Origin of the sequence: Aminobacter sp. UC22_36, assembly GCF_044056035.1 — a bacterium.
Classification (GTDB): domain Bacteria; phylum Pseudomonadota; class Alphaproteobacteria; order Rhizobiales; family Rhizobiaceae; genus Aminobacter.
This window is the reverse complement of sequence record NZ_CP171996.1, coordinates 2,187,734-2,204,539: the sequence shown is the minus strand read 5'-3', so window position 1 is coordinate 2,204,539 and position 16,806 is coordinate 2,187,734. Positions and strand designations below refer to the sequence as shown.

The 16,806-nt window shown below is 62.8% G+C and carries 13 protein-coding genes and 2 pseudogenes; 9 read left to right on the top strand and 6 right to left on the bottom strand.

What is annotated here, in order from left to right; all coding sequences use genetic code 11:
- Window positions 1–73 precede the first annotated feature (73 nt).
- A complete protein-coding gene (locus tag ACHMW7_RS13940) occupies window positions 74–1,021 on the top strand; it encodes an aminotransferase class IV (RefSeq protein WP_395450800.1) in 948 nt (315 codons plus the stop codon).
- Window positions 1,022–1,053: 32 nt separating this feature from the next.
- Here ACHMW7_RS13940 and ACHMW7_RS13935 read toward each other — a convergent pair whose 3' ends face one another.
- The 4 genes and pseudogenes from ACHMW7_RS13935 to ettA form a co-directional block, all read right to left on the bottom strand.
- Complete coding sequence (locus ACHMW7_RS13935; RefSeq protein WP_395450799.1) at window positions 1,054–1,671, bottom strand: MOSC domain-containing protein; 618 nt, start codon at window positions 1,669–1,671, stop codon at window positions 1,054–1,056.
- A 111-nt stretch (window positions 1,672–1,782) separates the two neighbouring features.
- The gene (locus ACHMW7_RS13930) at window positions 1,783–2,904 is read right to left on the bottom strand and encodes a beta-ketoacyl-ACP synthase III (protein ID WP_395450798.1); all 1,122 of its coding nucleotides are present in this window, start codon (window positions 2,902–2,904) and stop codon (window positions 1,783–1,785) included.
- A 204-nt stretch (window positions 2,905–3,108) separates the two neighbouring features.
- Window positions 3,109–3,877: pseudogene (tam, locus tag ACHMW7_RS13925) on the bottom strand (trans-aconitate 2-methyltransferase).
- Between the two features lie 71 nt (window positions 3,878–3,948).
- On the bottom strand, window positions 3,949–5,598 hold the full coding sequence (gene ettA, locus ACHMW7_RS13920) for an energy-dependent translational throttle protein EttA (protein ID WP_395450797.1): 1,650 nt from the start codon (window positions 5,596–5,598) through the stop codon (window positions 3,949–3,951).
- Window positions 5,599–5,855: 257 nt separating this feature from the next.
- Here ettA and ACHMW7_RS13915 point away from each other — a divergent pair, with 257 nt between their 5' ends.
- The 3 genes from ACHMW7_RS13915 (at window position 5,856) to ACHMW7_RS13905 (ending at window position 9,869) form a co-directional block, all read left to right on the top strand.
- The gene (locus ACHMW7_RS13915; protein ID WP_395450796.1) at window positions 5,856–7,295 is read left to right on the top strand and encodes an amidohydrolase family protein; all 1,440 of its coding nucleotides are present in this window, start codon (window positions 5,856–5,858) and stop codon (window positions 7,293–7,295) included.
- 309 nt (window positions 7,296–7,604) lie between these two features.
- A complete protein-coding gene (locus ACHMW7_RS13910) occupies window positions 7,605–8,888 on the top strand; it encodes a tlde1 domain-containing protein (RefSeq protein ID WP_395450795.1) in 1,284 nt (427 codons plus the stop codon).
- A 63-nt stretch (window positions 8,889–8,951) separates the two neighbouring features.
- Entirely contained in the window at window positions 8,952–9,869 is a 918-nt protein-coding gene (locus ACHMW7_RS13905) for a cation diffusion facilitator family transporter (RefSeq protein ID WP_395450794.1), read from the top strand.
- Between the two features lie 12 nt (window positions 9,870–9,881).
- Here the strand turns inward: ACHMW7_RS13905 and ACHMW7_RS13900 are convergent, their stop codons facing one another.
- Together ACHMW7_RS13900 and ACHMW7_RS13895 are read right to left on the bottom strand one after the other, a co-directional pair.
- The gene (locus tag ACHMW7_RS13900; protein ID WP_395450793.1) at window positions 9,882–10,643 is read right to left on the bottom strand and encodes an ABC transporter permease; all 762 of its coding nucleotides are present in this window, start codon (window positions 10,641–10,643) and stop codon (window positions 9,882–9,884) included.
- Window positions 10,640–11,566 (bottom strand): ABC transporter ATP-binding protein, encoded by a 927-nt coding sequence (locus ACHMW7_RS13895; RefSeq protein ID WP_395450792.1) that lies wholly within the window; start codon window positions 11,564–11,566, stop codon window positions 10,640–10,642. Before ACHMW7_RS13895 ends, ACHMW7_RS13900 begins: the two co-directional genes overlap by 4 nt.
- A gap of 213 nt (window positions 11,567–11,779) precedes the next feature.
- Here ACHMW7_RS13895 and ACHMW7_RS13890 point away from each other — a divergent pair, with 213 nt between their 5' ends.
- The 5 genes and pseudogenes from ACHMW7_RS13890 to ACHMW7_RS13870 all read left to right on the top strand — a co-directional run bounded on the left by ACHMW7_RS13890 (window position 11,780) and on the right by ACHMW7_RS13870 (window position 16,806).
- A complete protein-coding gene (locus tag ACHMW7_RS13890; protein ID WP_395450791.1) occupies window positions 11,780–12,712 on the top strand; it encodes an alpha/beta fold hydrolase in 933 nt (310 codons plus the stop codon).
- Window positions 12,713–12,811: 99 nt separating this feature from the next.
- Window positions 12,812–13,987: a CaiB/BaiF CoA transferase family protein gene (locus tag ACHMW7_RS13885; RefSeq protein ID WP_395450790.1), complete on the top strand. Its 1,176-nt coding sequence runs from the start codon at window positions 12,812–12,814 to the stop codon at window positions 13,985–13,987.
- Window positions 13,984–15,633 (top strand): thiamine pyrophosphate-binding protein, encoded by a 1,650-nt coding sequence (locus ACHMW7_RS13880; RefSeq protein WP_395450789.1) that lies wholly within the window; start codon window positions 13,984–13,986, stop codon window positions 15,631–15,633. The genes ACHMW7_RS13885 and ACHMW7_RS13880 overlap by 4 nt, the downstream gene beginning before the upstream one ends.
- Before the next feature lie 129 nt (window positions 15,634–15,762).
- Window positions 15,763–16,480: pseudogene (locus tag ACHMW7_RS13875) on the top strand (glycosyltransferase family 2 protein).
- Window positions 16,477–16,806 carry a lipid-A-disaccharide synthase N-terminal domain-containing protein gene (locus ACHMW7_RS13870; protein ID WP_395450788.1) on the top strand — a complete coding sequence of 110 codons (330 nt, stop codon included), beginning with the start codon at window positions 16,477–16,479 and terminating at the stop codon, window positions 16,804–16,806. The pseudogene ACHMW7_RS13875 and the gene ACHMW7_RS13870 overlap by 4 nt, the downstream one beginning before the upstream one ends.

Sequence of the window (16,806 nt, the reverse complement as noted above, 5' to 3'; positions counted from 1 at the left end):
CGGCATTTTGACAGAAATGGCGCATCGCCAGCGGGCAGGTTCTCCCCGAAAGTCCGCAAGCGGAGAGGAACCCATGGATTTCGCACCAAAGCAATTGCCTCCACTGGAAAGCCGCCACGTCGATCCGCACGCCTACCCCGCCGGCGTCGCCTTCCTCGACGGCCAATATGTGCCGATGTCGGAAGCGAAGATTTCAGTGCTGGATTGGGGCTTCCTGCACTCCGACGCGACCTACGACACCGTCCATGTCTGGAACGGCGCCTTCTTCCGCCTCGACCTGCACATCGAGCGTTTCTTTGGCGGGCTTGAGCGGCTGCGCATGTCGATCCCGTTCGACCGCGATCGCGTCACCGAAATCCTGCACAATTGCGTGGCCCTTTCGGGCCATCGCGCGGCCTATGTCGAAATGCTGTGCACCCGCGGCGCCTCCCCGACCTTCAGCCGCGACCCGCGTGACGCCATCAACCGCTTCATGGCATTCGCCGTGCCGTTCGGCTCGGTTGCAAACCCCGAACAGCTCGCGCGCGGCCTGCACGTCTGCATCAGCCAGCGCATGCGCATCCCGCCGGCATCGATCGATCCCGCTGTTAAGAACTACCACTGGCTCGATCTCGTGCGCGGCCTCTACGATGCCTATGACAACAACGCTGAAACCGCGCTGTTGCTCGACTTCAACGGCAATGTCGCGGAAGGACCGGGCTTCAACGTCTTTGCCGTGAAGGACGGGCGGCTTTCGACGCCAGCCACCGGCGTCCTGCCGGGCATTACCCGGCGCAGCGTCTTCGACCTCTGTGCCGAAGTGGGGCTTGTCGCGGAAGCCCTAGATGTCAGCGTCGAAGCACTAATGGGCTCCGACGAAGTGTTCATCACCTCGACCGCTGGCGGTATCATGCCGGTGACGAAGATCGACGGGATCGATGTCGGCAACGCCAAGGTCGGCCCGATTACCACACGGCTGAAAGATGCCTATTGGGCGAAGCACGACGACCCGGACTGGTCAACGCCGGTGACTTATCCCTAGGGCAGCGACCACGACTCGGGCAATCCGCCCCCTCAGGCCCTGTAAATCCACTGCTCGGGTATGCGCACCGAAACCTCATCGCCAGCTGCGATCACGCCGGGCTTTTCCACCCATGCGACCAGCCCGCGCAACCGTCGCGACACCTTCGGGAACAGCAGCGAGCCGGCATCGTGGTCGGCCATGCCGGCATGCTCGGCGATCGAGCGCCCGGCGATGCGGCAGGGCGCGTTCTGGCCGTCGATCTTGATCGTCACGCCGCCCTTGAAGAACAGCATCGTGCCCGCCGGCAGCATCGACAGCATCGGCACGCCGTCGAGCAGAAGGTTGGCGCCGATCCATTCCGGCTTGATCTCGGCCAGCCCCATCCGCTCTGCGACGATAGCGAGTTCGTCGGGTGCGACGATCGAAAGCTGGCGCTCGTTGCGCATCTCGGTGCCGCGCGGATACCACGGCTCGCGCCCACCCGAGCGCCTCGTGTGGCCGGCATGGACATCGCCGTCGATGCCTTCGAAACTCAATGGCAGCGTTGCAACGGCCCGGGTGACGAAATGGTCTGCCGGCGCGATGTAGACGCCGGCGATGCGCGCCGCGAGCTTCCTGCCAGGCAGGATTTCAGGTTCGCCCTCGCGGTGCATGGTCGTATCGAGCATCTTGAGCCCTCTCGGTTTCGGACTGCTGCTTTGAACGGCATGCAACGGAAAATCCAGACAAAAGGCCTGATCCCTATGATCATCCGAAGTGATCGGTCCCGCGGCGACCGCTCACATCATGCGCACCAGCGCGCCGCCGATGGAGTAGCCGGCACCGAAGGCACAGATCAGCCCGTGATCGCCTGATTTCAGGTCCTCGTGGTTTTCCCTAAGCGCGATGATGGCGCCTGCAGCCGCCGTATTGCCCAGTCGTTCAAGCACCATCGGCGCCTTGTCGTGGTCTGCATCGTGGCCGAGCGCCAGCTTCAGGATCATCGCGTTCATCCGCGCATTGGCCTGGTGCAGCCAGTAGCGCCTGATGTCGGACGGCGTCATGCCGTGGTCGGCAAGGAAGGCGGTGATGAAGCGGTGCGCGGCATGCGTCACCTCCTTGAACACCTTGTTGCCGACCTGCTTGATCATGTTGCCCTCCATCTCGACGACGGAGGTGTTTTCCTGGCCGGCACGCAGCAGGAAGCCGAAGTTGGTGCGGATGTTGTTGGAGAACTGCGTCCAGTTGCGCGTGTCGAGGATTTCGAAGCGCCCCGGCCGCGTCTCCTTCGGCGCAATCGCCTCGACGACCATCGCCACCGAGGCATCGCCGAAGATGAAATGCGTCTGCCGGTCGCGGAAATTGAGGTGGCCGGTGATGATTTCGGGTGTGACGATCAGCACGCGCTTCTGGCCGCCAGAACGCACAAGATTGAAGGCGACGTGCAGGGCCGCCGCCGCCGACGAGCAGCCGAGGCTCATGTCGAAGGCGGCACCTTCGATGCCGAGTTCTTTCTGGATCTCGATCGAGATCGCCGGATAAGGCCGCTGCTGGTGCGAGGCGGCACATATCACCATGTCGATGTCGGCGCCCGTCAGCCCGGCATGGTCAAGCGCCCGGCGCGCCGAGGCGACACCGAACTCGGCCTCGACCGACAAGTCGTCGTCGGCACGCGGCGCGATGCGCGGGGTCATCCTTTTGGGATCAAGGATGCCGTCGAGCGTGTGGACGTGCCGGTTTTTCACGCCGGAGGCGTAAACGATGAATTCGCTGTCCGATTTCTTGATCGGCTCCTGCCCTGCCGCCTCGCGCCTGACATTTTCGATGTCGGCCCAGGCATTGAAGCTTTCGACCAGCTCGTCGTTGCTGATCGAGGCCTCGGGGATTTCAACGCCGATGCCACTGATGATAACGCGATGCATACTACCCGTCCGATGCATGAATTTCCGAAGCATGCCCGACAGCAGTTACCGCTTTCGGAAAAATCCATGCTCCAGCGACAAAAATGGAGCCATCAGGCCCTGGCGCATCCTGTCCCCGTTTCACCGGACTCGCCACCTGGCAGTTTACGTCACATGGAGGCGTTCGAATACGCCCCCATGCGACACGTGCCCCGATATCCCGCCCTATCCTCTCTGCACGACCATGAACAGCCGAGGGAAGCGCAAGAGAACCCTGCCGTTTGCAGCGGGCGGATAGGCAGCGGCGATGCGCGCCGTGTAGGCCGCGAGATAGGCTTGGCGCTCATCGGCGTCGAGCGGATCGACGAACGGCTTGAGGCCCGTGCCCTTCACCCATTCGACGACCGCAGCAGCGTCCGCCAGCGGGTGGTTGTAGACCGTGTGCCAGATGTCGACCCGCACCGACAGCGGCACAAGCAGGTCGTAGTAGGATGCGACCGACGGCAGCTGTGCACGCGCCGCATTGGCGATCTTCGCGGCAAACGGCATTGTAGCCGCCGTCTGGCGCATCCCCACATGCGACGGCTCGCCGATATTGTCGGGCATCTGCACTGCCAGGAACCCGCCCGGCGCAAGCAGCCCCATCAGTCGAGCCAGCACCGCCTGATGGTCCGGCAACCACTGGAACACGGCGTTGGCAAAGATCACGTCGACCGGCGCGTCAGGCGTCCAGTCGCGCGCATTGGCGAGCTGGAAGTCGACGCCAGGCAGGCGCTGGCGGGCTTCTTCGATCATGGCAGGCGAGCTGTCGAAGCCCGAAACCCTGGCCGAGGGCCCAGCGCTCGACAAGCAGCTCGGTCGAATTGCCGGGTCCGCAGCCGATGTCGACGACATGCCTTGGGCTCTCAAGCGGAATTTGCGCCAGCAGGTCCCGCGCCGGCCGCGTTCGCTCGTCCTCGAACTTGAGATACTGCGAAGCAGACCAGTCCTTCATGTCATGAACTCCAGGGGCGTCATTGAAACAAAAACGCCCCGCTTTGGGCGGGGCGTTTTTGAAGTCGGAAATCAGCGCGTCAGGCGCTTGTGGCTGATCCGGTGCGGGTTGGCCGCATCGGCGCCGAGGCGGCGGACCTTGTCCTTCTCATACTCTTCGAAGTTGCCTTCGAACCACTCGACATGGGCGTCGCCTTCATAGGCCAGCATGTGGGTCGCCATGCGATCGAGGAACATACGATCGTGGGAGATGATGACGGCGCAGCCGGCATAGGCTTCGAGTGCGTCTTCGAGCGCGCCCAGCGTTTCGGTGTCGAGATCGTTGGTCGGTTCGTCGAGCAGCAGAACGTTGCCGCCGTTCTTCAGCATCTTGGCAAGGTGGACGCGGTTGCGCTGACCACCCGACAAATTGCCGACGCGCTGCTGCTGGTCGCCGCCACGGAAGTTGAACGACGAGCAATAGGCACGGCTGTTCACTTCATGCTTGCCGAGCTTGATGACTTCGGCACCGCCGGAAATCTCTTCCCAGACCGTCTTGGTCGGGTCGAGGGCATCGCGGCTCTGGTCGACATAACCGAGCTTGACGGTCTCGCCGACGCGGATCGTGCCGCTATCGGGCGTTTCCTGGCCGGTGATCATCCTGAACAGCGTGGTCTTGCCAGCGCCGTTGGGGCCGATGACGCCAACAATGCCGCCGGGCGGCAGCTTGAAGTTCAGGTTCTCGATCAGCAGTTCGTCGCCGTAGCCCTTGTTCACGCTATCGACCTCGATCACCACATTGCCTAGGCGTTCACCGGCCGGGATGACGATCTGCGTGTCGGTCGGGCGACGCTGATCCGCCTTCTCCACCAGTTCCTCATAGGCCTTGATACGCGCCTTGGACTTGGTCTGGCGTGCCTTGGGCGAGGACGCGATCCACTCGCGCTCACGCCAGATCGCCTTCTGGCGCGAATCGTCCTCGCGGCCTTCCTGGATCAGGCGCTTGGCCTTGGCGTCGAGATACTTGGTGTAGTTGCCCTCATAAGGGATGCCGCGGCCGCGATCGAGTTCGAGGATCCAGCCAGTCACGTTGTCGAGGAAGTAGCGATCGTGGGTGATGATCAGCACCGAGCCGGGATAGTCGCGCAGGTGCTTTTCCAGCCACGCCGTGGTCTCGGCGTCCAGATGGTTGGTCGGTTCGTCAAGCAGCAGAAGGTCAGGCTGTTCGAGCAGCAGGCGGCACAGCGCGATGCGGCGACGTTCGCCACCCGACAGCTGGGTCACTTCGGAGTCGGCGGGCGGGCACTGCAGCGCGTCCATCGCCATCTCGACCTGCTGTTCCAGGTCCCACAGGTTGAGACGATCCATCTCGTCCTGCAGACGCGCACCTTCGTCGGCGGTCTCGTCGGAGTAGTTCATCATCAGTTCGTTGTAGCGCTCGATGATGGCGGTCTTCTTGGCAACGCCGTCCATGACGTTTTCGAACACGGTCTTGTTCGGATCGAGCTGCGGTTCCTGCGCCAGGTAACCGACGGTCGCACCGTCAGCCAGCCAGGCTTCGCCCGACCATTCCTTGTCGAGGCCGGCCATGATCTTGAGCACGGTCGACTTGCCGGCGCCGTTCGGGCCCAAGATGCCGATCTTGGCGTCGGGGTAGAACGACAGGTGGAGGTTATCCAGCACCTTCTTGGTGCCGTAGGACTTGGTCAGTCCCGACATGTGATAGATGAACTGGCGTGCCACGCGCGCGTATCCTGCTTCTCAAGTGATAGGAGTTGGGCGCTATGTAGGCCATCCCACCCCAAACGGCAAATGCTTTTGGGGCACATATGGCTGCGATGCGCTGCAAAGGCGGGCAGCTCACCGCCCCACCCCGCCCCTGTCCGATGGCGGGCGGCAGAAAGCCTTGACGACAATCTGGCCGACCCAACATCGCTGGTTGCCAATGGCTCCCATGGGTCTAAATTGCCGTGGCTAAAAAGTGCTTATGGGGGGATGCAATGCTCCGCTTGGGTAATACTTACCAGCACCTTGTTCATGGAACCGGCTGCGGCTGCTTCAGCCCCGAGATCCAGCAAGCATCGCGACGCCTTGAGGCCCTTACGCGACGCGGCTTCATGGCGAGCATGGGAGTAACCTTTGCCGCTCTTGCCTCGCCGTCTCTGGCCCAGACACCCATCCCGTCACCAAAAACCCTCTTCCGCCAGGTCAGGCTGTTCGACGGCACTTCCGATACACTCAAGGCCGGCGTTCAGGTGTTGGTCGAAGGCAACCGTGTCGCAGCCGTAGACACGACAAACAGCGCAGCTCCTTCCGACACAACTGTCATCGACTGCGGCGATCGCGTGCTCATGCCGGGCCTGATCGACGCCCACTGGCATACGGTCTTTGCGGCGGTGCCGTTGAACGTACTGTTGGCGGGCGATCCGGGTATCATCTTCGCTGCCACCACGGCCGAGGCGGAGCGTACCTTGCTACGCGGCTTCACCACGGTGAGAGATTTGGGTGGGCCGGTTTTCTCGTTCAAACAGGCTGTCGACAGCGGCATCGTTCCGGGCCCGCGCATCTTTCCCTGCGGAGCGATGATCACGACGACCGGGGGCCACGGCGATTTGCGCATGCCGACGGAGATCCCGCGAAATGGCAACCAGCTCAGCATCGGCGAACTGATGGGAGCCAACGCGATCGTCGACGGCATCCCCGACTTGAAGATGCGCATCCGCGAGCAGTTGATCCAGGGGGCATCGCAGATCAAGCTAGTCGGCGGTGGTGGAGTTTCGTCGCCGCGCAGCCCGCTCGACATGTCGACCTTTGCCGAAGACGAGATACGCGCTGCCGTCTCGGTGGCAAAAGACTGGAATACATACGTCACTGTCCACGCTTATGCCCCGAACACCGTTCAGCGGGCGATCAACGCCGGAGCGGCCTGCGTCGAGCATGCGCACCTGATGGATGAGGAGACGGCAAAGCTCTTTGCCGAAAAAGACGTATGGCTCAGCATGCAGCCGTTCCTCACCGTCGAGGATGCGGAGCCCCAGACCGGTCCAAGCGCCGAACGCATCCAGCAACTGTTCGCCGGCACTCCCAAAGTCTACGAGTTTGTTCGCAAGCACGGCATCAGAACCGCGTGGGGTTCTGATGTGCTGTTTTCACCTGCAATGACCGTGCGCCAGAGCGTCATGTTCACCCATCTCAGCAATTTCTACACCAATGCCGAGGCACTCCGCATGGCAACTTCGGGGAATGCGCAGCTGCTGGCGCTGTCGAATCTGCGCAATCCCTATCCCGGCAAGCTCGGCGTGATCGAACAAGGCGCCCTCGCCGACATGCTCCTTCTGGACGGCAATCCGCTCGAAAATATCGACCTGATCAGCGAGCCAGGCAAGAACATGGTCGTGATCATGAAGGACGGCATCATCCACAAGAACACTCTTGGCTGACCTCGAAATTCTCTTGCGCAGTTCTCATCTGGACTGACGCCAATACTGGCGTTGACCATGCGGCGCCATACCGGTGGATGCCGCTGACGCAGGGTCCTCAGGGCCCAAATGCCGGGCCCGCGATGTTTGGCTCGGACGCAAAGCAAAAATTAACCACATTTGTCCATCCTTTCTCCATCGTTCTGTCGAGTTGGGGACATTCCGGAAATCACGCACTGCGGTCGCTTCGCCGGCCGCACGACGTTGCGGGACAACTGGTCTGCTACGTGTTTGAGTAAAATCGTTCGTCCACGATCCTTGCGCCGTCTGTTGCGCCCGTTTGTCATCGCCTGTGCCGGCACGGCTTTCGCCGGCATGGCCGCATGGTCGATGGCTGGCATGGCCGCCATGGGCAATGTCAACGCTTTCGATCCGGCCCACTTCGCGCCCAAGCCACATGCGCAGCCGGCGCCCGTCAAGCAGACACGGCTCACGGCATATGTCAGCACCGACAAGGCATCGCGGCTGGTCGCCTCGGCCAAGCCCCTGATTTCCGTCAACAATGCCACACCCGCAGTCACGGCGAGCCTGACCGGCAGCCTGGGCAAGTCCGCCCGCCATGCCGCCGTCGCGGTTGCTGCGCCCGCAAACGGCCACGCCACCCGCTTCGACACGGTCGTAAGGCAGGCCGATCTCAGCTCCAAGAAGCTCGCCAGCCTTTTTTCGGCCAGCTCGGTCGAACTGCAGCAGCTTGCCGCTGCCACAACGGACGCCGACCAACCGGTATTGCCCGCTTCGGTCGCAGAGCGCCCGACCATCCTCGCTTATGCAGATCCGTCACCTGGCGGCACCGCCGACAGCGCGCTGTCGACCTTGCTGACCGGCCCTTCCGAGGAAGAACTCGCCGCGGCACAGGCCGAAGCGGAAGCAGTTGCCCTGCCTGATTATGCCGAAACGCCAACCGCCGGTCCCCGTCCGGAACTTCGCCCCGAAGCGGCGGCCCCCAGGCCTGCCGACGCCGGCAAGGCGGACGCTGCTACACCGGAAGCGGACGCGCCAAGGACTGCCGACAAGCGCGAAACGCAAAAGCCTGAGAAGCTCGCCTATGCACGCCCGGAAGTTCCTGAGGACAAGCCAGGCAGCACGCTCGGCCAGTCGCTGCGCAGCCTGTTCGGCGGCAAGACCCGGGCCGGCAATGGCGTCGCCGTCTATGACATCAGTGCCGCCAAGGTCTACATGCCCGATGGCAGCGTGCTCGAGGCGCATTCGGGTATCGGCAACATGGCCGACAATCCGCGCTACGTTCACGTCAAGATGAACGGGCCGACCCCGCCACATACCTACAACCTCAAGATGCGCGAAAGCCGCTTCCACGGCGTCGAGGCGATCCGCATGCTGCCGGTCGACGGCAAGAACAAATATGGCCGCGACGGCTTTTTGACCCACAGCTACCTGCTGCGAGGCGGTCGTGAGGAGTCGCATGGCTGCGTCGCCTTCGCCGACTACAAGCGTTTCCTCACCGCTTTCAAGCAAGGCAAGGTCAAGCAACTTGTCGTCGTATCAAGCGGCGGACGCGAAAGCTTCCGCCTGGCTTCCAACGGCAAGAGCATCTGACGAGCCGCGCGTTGGCGGCTGAGACGGTGGACATCGGAACCCAGCTATTTCATAGCTAGGGCCATGCTCACCGAAACGAAGCTCCTGAGAATTTCCATCGCCGTGACGTTCGTCGTCGCGCTTTTTGGCATCGTCTTCGGCGTCCTGAGCGGTTCGTTCTCGATCGCCTTTGACGGCGCCTACTCGCTTGCCGATGCGACAATGACCATCCTGGCGCTGATCGTCGCGCGCCTGATCACCAGCAATGCCACCCACAACCGTCGGCTCGACAAGCGTTTTTCCTTCGGCTTCTGGCATCTTGAGCCGATCGTGCTTGGCCTGAACGGCATCGTTCTGATGAGCGTGTCGATCTATGCGCTGATCAACGCCGTCGCCAATCTGCTGGCCGGCGGCCATCAGCTCGAATTCGACTTCGCCATCGTCTATGCGGCGGTGACGCTCGCCGCCTGCCTGATCATGGCCTTCATCGGCAGCCGCGCGAACCGGACGATCCAGTCCGATTTCATCACCCTCGACGTCACTGCATGGATGATGTCGGGTGGCATCACGGCGGCGCTGCTGGTTGCCTTCATCGGCGGCAGTCTGGTTGAGGGCACCGGCCTTGCCTGGATCGCACCTTATGTCGACCCCGCCGTGCTGGCGCTTGTGTGCCTTGTCATCATCCCGATGCCTATCCGCACTGTTCGGCAGGCGTTTTCAGATATCTTGCTGATCACGCCGGAGGGGCTGAAGGCGCATGTCGACGAGGTTGCGCGGGCGACCGTGAAGAAGCACGGTTTCGTTTCGTATCGCGCTTATGTCGCCAAGGTCGGCCGCCTGATGCAAGTCGAGCTGTACTTCATCGTACCGCCCGGCCTGCCCGCGAAATCCATCGAGCAATGGGATGGCCTGCGCGACGAGATCGGCGAGGCGCTTGGCGATGAAGGTCCCGACCGCTGGCTGACGATTGCCTTCACCGCCGACAAGGAATGGGCGGAATAAATCCCCGGCACGCTACGCCTTGACGCGCCAGCCGGTCTTGAAGATCCACCACACCGCGACAAGGCAGGCTGCGAGGAACGCCAGCGTCATGCCGAGGCTGATACCGACATTGACGTCGGAGACACCGAAGAAGCTCCAGCGGAAGCCGCTGACCAGATAGACCACCGGGTTGAACAGCGACACGGTGCGCCAGAACGGCGGCAGCATGTCGATGGAATAGAAGCTGCCACCCAAAAAGGTCAGCGGCGTGACGATCAAAAGCGGCACCAGCTGCAGCTGTTCGAAACTGCGCGCCCAGATGCCGATGATGAAGCCGAACAGACTGAAAGTGACCGCCGTCAGCACCAGGAACACCAGCATCCACGCCGGATGCTGGATCTGCAGCGGCACGAACAGCGCTGCCGTCGCCAGGATGATCAGGCCGAGAATGATCGACTTCGATGCCGCCGCCCCGACATAGGCGATGACGATCTCCAGATAGGAGACCGGCGCCGACAGCAACTCGTAGATCGTACCGACGAATTTCGGGAAATAGATGCCGAAGGACGCGTTGGAGATGCTCTGGGTCAGCAGCGACAGCATGATCAGGCCCGGCACGATGAAGGCGCCGTAGCTGATGCCGTTGATCTCGCTGATGCGCGAACCGATGGCCGCCCCGAAAACGACGAAATAGAGCGAGGTCGAGATGACCGGCGAGACGATGCTCTGCAGCAGCGTGCGCCAGGTGCGCGCCATTTCGAACAGATAGATTGCGCGGATCGCGTAATAATTCATCGCCGTTCACTCACCAGATTGACGAAGATCTCTTCGAGCGAGCTCTGCTTGGTCTGCAGGTCGCGGAAGCGGATTCCGGCGTCGTTGAGATCCTTGAGCAGGGCCGTGATGCCGGTCCGCTCGCCTTGGGTGTCGTAGGTGTAGACGAGCTCGTTGCCGTCGTCGGCCAGTTCGAGCCCATGGCTCGCCAGTACCGGCGGTACCTGCTCCAGCGGGTTCTGCAAATGCAGGGTCAGCTGCTTGCGGCCAAGCTTGCGCATCAGCTCGGCCTTTTCCTCGACCAGGATGATTTCGCCATGGCTTATGACGCCGACGCGATCGGCCATCTGCTCGGCCTCCTCGATGTAGTGCGTGGTCAGGATGATGGTGACGCCGGTTTCGCTGAGCGCGCGCACCACTTCCCACATGTCGCGCCTGAGCTCGACGTCGACGCCCGCTGTCGGTTCGTCGAGGAACAGGATCTGCGGCTCGTGCGACAAGGCCTTGGCGATCATCACGCGGCGCTTCATGCCGCCCGACAGCGTCATGATCTTGCTGTCCTTCTTGTCCCACAGGGACAGATCCCTCAGGATCTTTTCGATATGGGCCGGGTTCGCCGGCTTGCCGAACAGGCCGCGGCTGAAGCTGACAGTCGCCCAGACGGTTTCGAAGGCGTCGGTCGTCAGTTCCTGCGGCACCAGCCCGATGCGCGAGCGCGCCGCGCGAAAGTCGGTGATGATGTCATGGCCGTCGGCCAGCACCTTGCCTTCGGATGGATTGACGATGCCACAGATGATGCTGATCAACGTCGTCTTGCCGGCTCCGTTGGGGCCGAGCAGTGCGAAGATCTCGCCGCGGCGGATGTCGAGATTGATGTTCTTCAGCGCCGAAAATCCCGACGCGTAGGTCTTGGAAAGATTGGAAACGGAAATAATCGGCTGCATGACGATCATCACTTCAGGTGCGAATGAAAAGGAATGGCGCAGATAACGCCGGTCGAGGCGTGTCGGCTCAGGAGGTTAGCGGAATATATGGGCTGTCCCCCTGGGAACAAGGGCCGCTGTGACAGCTCCTGACATTGTCGCTGTGTACCGCCTGTCGCCGGCCTTGACGGGGGCGCCGCACTTCCCCAACAGTCCGCTCAGGGGGAGACAACAATGCCGTTCGACACCAGCACCACGCTTGCCTCTCCGACCGGGGCAAAGCTCAATCTCTACGTCAGGCGCACCGAGGCCCCGGCCCGCGCCGTCGTCCAGATCAATCATGGCCTCGCCGAGCACGCCGCGCGCTACGCCCGCTTCGCCGACTTTCTCGCCGGGCACGGCTGCCATGTCTATGCCCACGACCATCGCGGCCATGGCGCGACACAGGCTCCCGACGCACCAAAGGGGCGGTTCGCCCAGAAGGATGGTGTCGACCGGGTCGTAGGCGACGTTCTGGCGGTCCACGATCGCATCGCCGCCGAACATCCCGGCCTGCCGGTCGTCATCTTCGGCCATTCGATGGGCGGGCTGATCGCGCTCAACTTCGTCCTGCGCCACTCCGAACGCGTTGCCGCCGCCGCCATCTGGAATGCCAACTTCTCCGCCGGCATCCTTGGACGCCTGGCGCAGGCGATCCTCGCTTTCGAGCGCTTCCGGCTCGGCTCCGACGTTCCCTCCCGCATTCTGCCGAAGCTGACCTTCGGCGACTGGGCGAAGAAGATCCCCAACCGCCGCACCGAATTCGACTGGCTGTCGCGTGACCAGGCGGAAGTCGACGCCTATGTCGCCGATCCGCTTTGCGGCTGGGATGCATCGGTGTCGATGTGGATCGATGTCTTCGATCTCGTCTTTGCCGGCGCCGACGACCGCAACTTCGCCAAGGTGCGCAAGGACCTGCCGTTCAGTCTTGTTGGTGGCGAGCGTGACCCGGCAACCGATGGCGGCAAGGCTGTCGAAGCGCTTGCGTCGCGCATGCGCCGGATGGGTTTTTCGAATCTCGTTTCAAAGGTTTACGCCGAGACCCGCCACGAAAGCCTGAACGAGATCAACCGCGAAGCTGTGATGGCCGATTTCGCCGGCTGGCTCCATCGCATATTGCCGCGTTGAACCGGGCAGTCTGGCCCAGTGCAACGCGGTGGCGGCAAATCAGGGACTCCTGTTAGAGCCAAATTGTGTACGATCTGCTGAAATGAATTCTGGTGCCTCATGAGCAATCCGCCCCTTCACGGTATCCGCGTCATCGAACTCGCCCGCATCCTCGCCGGGCCCTGGGCCGGCCAACTGCTCGCCGATCTCGGCGCCGATGTCATCAAAGTGGAAAATCCTGATGGTGGCGACGACACCCGCAAATGGGGCCCGCCCTTCGTCACCTCCCATGACGGCGAAAACCTGTCGGCCGCTTATTATCATTCGTGCAACCGCGGCAAGCGCTCGATCGCACTCGACTTCTCGACGCCGGAAGGCGCCGAGATCGTGCGCAAGCTGGTCGCTGATGCCGACGTGCTGATCGAGAACTTCAAGCTCGGCGGCCTGAAGAAATACGGCCTCGACTACGACAGCCTGAAGAAGATCAATCCGAAGCTGGTCTATTGCTCGATCACCGGTTTCGGCCAGGACGGACCCTACGCCCCCCGCGCCGGCTACGACTTCATCGTCCAGGGCATGTCCGGCCTGATGTCGATCACCGGCCCTGCCGGCGGCGAGCCGCAGAAGGTCGGCGTTGCCGTCACCGACATCTTCACCGGGCTCTATTCGGTCATCGCCATCCAGGCAGCACTGCGTCATGCCGAAGCCACCGGCCAGGGCCAGCATGTCGACATGGCCCTGTTCGACGCCCAGATGTCGGTGCTCGCCAACCAGAACCTGAACTACCTGGTCTCCGGCAACTCGCCGGTGCAGATGGGCAACGCCCACCCCAACATTTCGCCCTACGAAGTGCTGCCGGTACGGGACGGCCACTTCATCCTGGCGGTCGGCAATGACGGCCAATTCCAGAAATTTTGTGCCATCGTCGGGCTCGAAGCCATCGCCACCGACCCGCTCTTCGCCACCAACTCGGCCCGTGTCGCCAATCGTGTCGCGCTGCGCGAGAAGATCGTTGCAGCCTTGGCCGGCTTTGGCCGCGAGGAGTTGCTGGCAAAGCTCGAGGCGTCGGGCGTGCCGGCAAGTCCGATCAACACCATCGGCCAGGCCTTCGCCGACCCACAGGCGATCGCACGCGGCATGCGCATGGACCTCGACGACGGCCTCGGCAACAAGCTGCCGTCGGTGCGGGCGCCGATGGTCATGTCGGAAACCCCGCTCGCCTATGAGCGCCCCTCGCCGCGCCTCGGGCAACACACCGCTGAAATCCTTGCCGAACTGGAGAAGAATGCGAAATGAAGACCGGCGGACAACTGATCGTCGACGCGCTTGAAGCCAATGGCGTCGACCGCATGTATTGCGTGCCGGGCGAATCCTATCTCGCGGTACTCGACGCGCTGCATGATTCAAAGATCCGTAGCATCGTCTGCCGCCAGGAAGGCGGTGCCGCGATGATGGCCGATTGCCACGGCCGCCTCACCGGCAAGCCGGGCATCTGCTTCGTTACCCGTGGTCCCGGCGCCACCAATGCGTCAGCCGGTGTCCATATCGCCATGCAGGATTCGATCCCGATGATCCTGTTCATCGGCCAGGTGGCGAGCCACGCCAAGGAGCGCGAGGCCTTCCAGGAAGTCGACTACCGCCGCTTCTTCGGCGACATCGCCAAATGGGTCGTCGAGATCGACGATGCCGCCCGCATTCCCGAGTTGGTCACCCGGGCCTTCGCCGTTGCAACGTCAGGCCGTCCCGGCCCGGTGGTTATCTCGCTGCCCGAGGACATGCTGGCCAGCGAGGTCGAAGCGCCCGCAGCCCTTGCAGCCGTGGCCGTCGAAACCCGCCCTGGCGACGAAGAGCTGTCGAAGCTCGAAGCCCTGCTCAACGGCGCCAGGAACCCGTTCGTCATCCTCGGCGGCACGCGCTGGAATGCCGAGGCTGTCGAACGCATCAAGAAAATTGCGGAAGCCTGGGCGCTGCCCGTCGGTGTCTCGTTCCGCCGCCAGATGCTGTTTGATCATCTGCACGAAAACTATGCCGGCGACGTCGGTATCGGCGTCAATCCCAAGATCGCCAAGGCGATCAAGGAAGCCGATGTCGTGCTGCTGATCGGCGGCCGCTTCGGCGAAATGCCCTCTTCCGACTACACGCTGATCAAGAGCCCCTACCCCGACCAGACGCTTGTCCACGTCCATGTCGACGCCAATGAGCTCGGCCGCGTCTATCGCCCGACCATCGCCATCAATGCCTCGCCCGCCGCTTTCGTCGAGGCCTTCGCCAAACGCAAGCCAGCCGCCAGGCCGGCCTGGGCCGAGGCGACCAAGGCGCTGCACGCCGCCTATCTCGAATGGTCGACGCCGCCGCTCACCGGCCCCGGTGCTGTGCAGATGGGCCCGATCATGAACTGGCTCGAAAAGGTCCTGCCGGAAGACGCGATTCTCACCAATGGTGCAGGCAACTATGCCACCTGGGTGCATCGCTTCCACCGCTTCCGCCGCTTCGCCACCCAGGGCGCCCCGACATCGGGCTCGATGGGCTATGGCACGCCGGCTGCCGTCGCTGCCAAGGGTTTGTTCCCCGACCGCGAGGTCGTCGCCTTTGCCGGCGACGGCTGCTTCATGATGAACGGCCAGGAATTCGCCACCGCCGTGCAATACGGCCTGCCGATCATCGTGATCGTCGTCAACAACGGCATCTACGGCACCATCCGCATGCACCAGGAGCGCGAATATCCTGGCCGCGTCGAGGCAACCGACCTCAAGAACCCGGATTTCGCAGCTCTTGCCCGTGCCTATGGCGGCCATGGCGAGACAGTACGCGAAACCGACGAATTTGCGCCTGCCTTCGAACGTGCGCGCGCCAGCGGCAAGCCGACCATCATCGAGATCAAGCTCGATCCCGAAGCGATAACGCCGACGCGCACGTTGAGCGACATCAGGGACAAGCGCTGACCCTTGCCCCTGGGGGACAAGTGGAACTTGCCCCTGGGAAAGGTGCAACCATCGTGGCAAATGCGTGGCTTTGGTGCTATTGAGGCCGCGCATTTCGCCATCTTGATGTAACCTTCCCCAGGCAAACTGATGATTTCAATCGTCATTCCGTGCAAGAACGAAGCCGAGAATTTGCCGATCCTGGTCGGAGAGGTTCATGCGGCGATGGCAGGGCGCGACTACGAAGTGATCGTCGTCGACGACGGTTCGACCGACCGCACCGCTGACGTGCTCGCCGAACTTGCCCGCAGCGCGGGTCGCCTGCGCCACGTCAGGCACGATCGCTCGGCTGGCCAAAGTGCCGCCGTCCGCTCCGGCGTCTTCGCCGCCAGGGGCGAGATCGTGGTGACCATGGATGGCGACGGCCAGAACGATCCGGCCTATCTGCCCAAGCTCGCCGACGCGCTGATCGCCGCCGGCCCCTCGATCGGCATCGCCGCCGGACAGCGCCTCAAGCGCACCGACACAAAAACTCAAGCAGCTGTCGTCGCGTTTTGCCAATGGCCTGCGCGAGATGATCCTGCGCGACGGCACCCGCGACTCGGGCTGCGGCCTCAAGGCGCTGCACACTGACCTATTCCGGCAACTGCCGTTCTTCGACGGCTGGCATCGCTACCTGCCCGCGCTGTCGCTGCGCGAAGGCCGCGGCGTCGTCCATGTCGACGTCGTCGACCGCTCGCGCCGCCACGGCAAGTCCAACTATGGCATCCTCGATCGCGGCCTGCGCGGTATCCTCGATCTATCGGGCGTGTGGTGGCTGCGCCGCCGCCGCAAGGTCGTGCCAACGGTCACGGAGCTTGGCCAATGAACCTGATCTCGGAACTAGGCACCTGGCTGCATAACGTCTTCGTCGCGCAATTCGACGGCTGGATCCTGCTCGGCTTTCTCGCCCAGGGCCTGTTCACCATGCGCTTCGTCGTCCAGTGGCTCGCCTCCGAGCGCGCCAAGCGCTCGGTCGTGCCGATTGCCTTCTGGTTTTTTTCCCTCGGCGGCGGCGCCCTGCTTTTGATCTACGCCATCAAGCGCCAGGATCCGGTCTTCATCGCCGGCCAGGGCCTCGGCCTGTTCATCTACATCCGTAATCTCTGGCTGATCGCCAACGAGCGGCGCCTGGCCATGTCCAAAACGGACTGA

What these genes read in the sequence shown, in the direction of transcription:
- ACHMW7_RS13935 (WP_395450799.1), bottom strand. Translation starts at nt 1,671, where the DNA reads ATGCTCGATACGACCATGCACCGCGAGGGCGAACCTGAAATCCTGCCT.
- ACHMW7_RS13880 (WP_395450789.1), top strand. Translation starts at nt 13,984, where the DNA reads ATGAAGACCGGCGGACAACTGATCGTCGACGCGCTTGAAGCCAATGGC.
- ACHMW7_RS13900 (WP_395450793.1), bottom strand. Translation starts at nt 10,643, where the DNA reads ATGAATTATTACGCGATCCGCGCAATCTATCTGTTCGAAATGGCGCGC.
- ACHMW7_RS13905 (WP_395450794.1), top strand. Translation starts at nt 8,952, where the DNA reads ATGCTCACCGAAACGAAGCTCCTGAGAATTTCCATCGCCGTGACGTTC.
- ACHMW7_RS13870 (WP_395450788.1), top strand. Translation starts at nt 16,477, where the DNA reads ATGAACCTGATCTCGGAACTAGGCACCTGGCTGCATAACGTCTTCGTC.
- ACHMW7_RS13885 (WP_395450790.1), top strand. Translation starts at nt 12,812, where the DNA reads ATGAGCAATCCGCCCCTTCACGGTATCCGCGTCATCGAACTCGCCCGC.
- ACHMW7_RS13890 (WP_395450791.1), top strand. Translation starts at nt 11,780, where the DNA reads ATGCCGTTCGACACCAGCACCACGCTTGCCTCTCCGACCGGGGCAAAG.
- ACHMW7_RS13895 (WP_395450792.1), bottom strand. Translation starts at nt 11,566, where the DNA reads ATGCAGCCGATTATTTCCGTTTCCAATCTTTCCAAGACCTACGCGTCG.
- ACHMW7_RS13930 (WP_395450798.1), bottom strand. Translation starts at nt 2,904, where the DNA reads ATGCATCGCGTTATCATCAGTGGCATCGGCGTTGAAATCCCCGAGGCC.
- ACHMW7_RS13940 (WP_395450800.1), top strand. Translation starts at nt 74, where the DNA reads ATGGATTTCGCACCAAAGCAATTGCCTCCACTGGAAAGCCGCCACGTC.
- ACHMW7_RS13915 (WP_395450796.1), top strand. Translation starts at nt 5,856, where the DNA reads ATGCTCCGCTTGGGTAATACTTACCAGCACCTTGTTCATGGAACCGGC.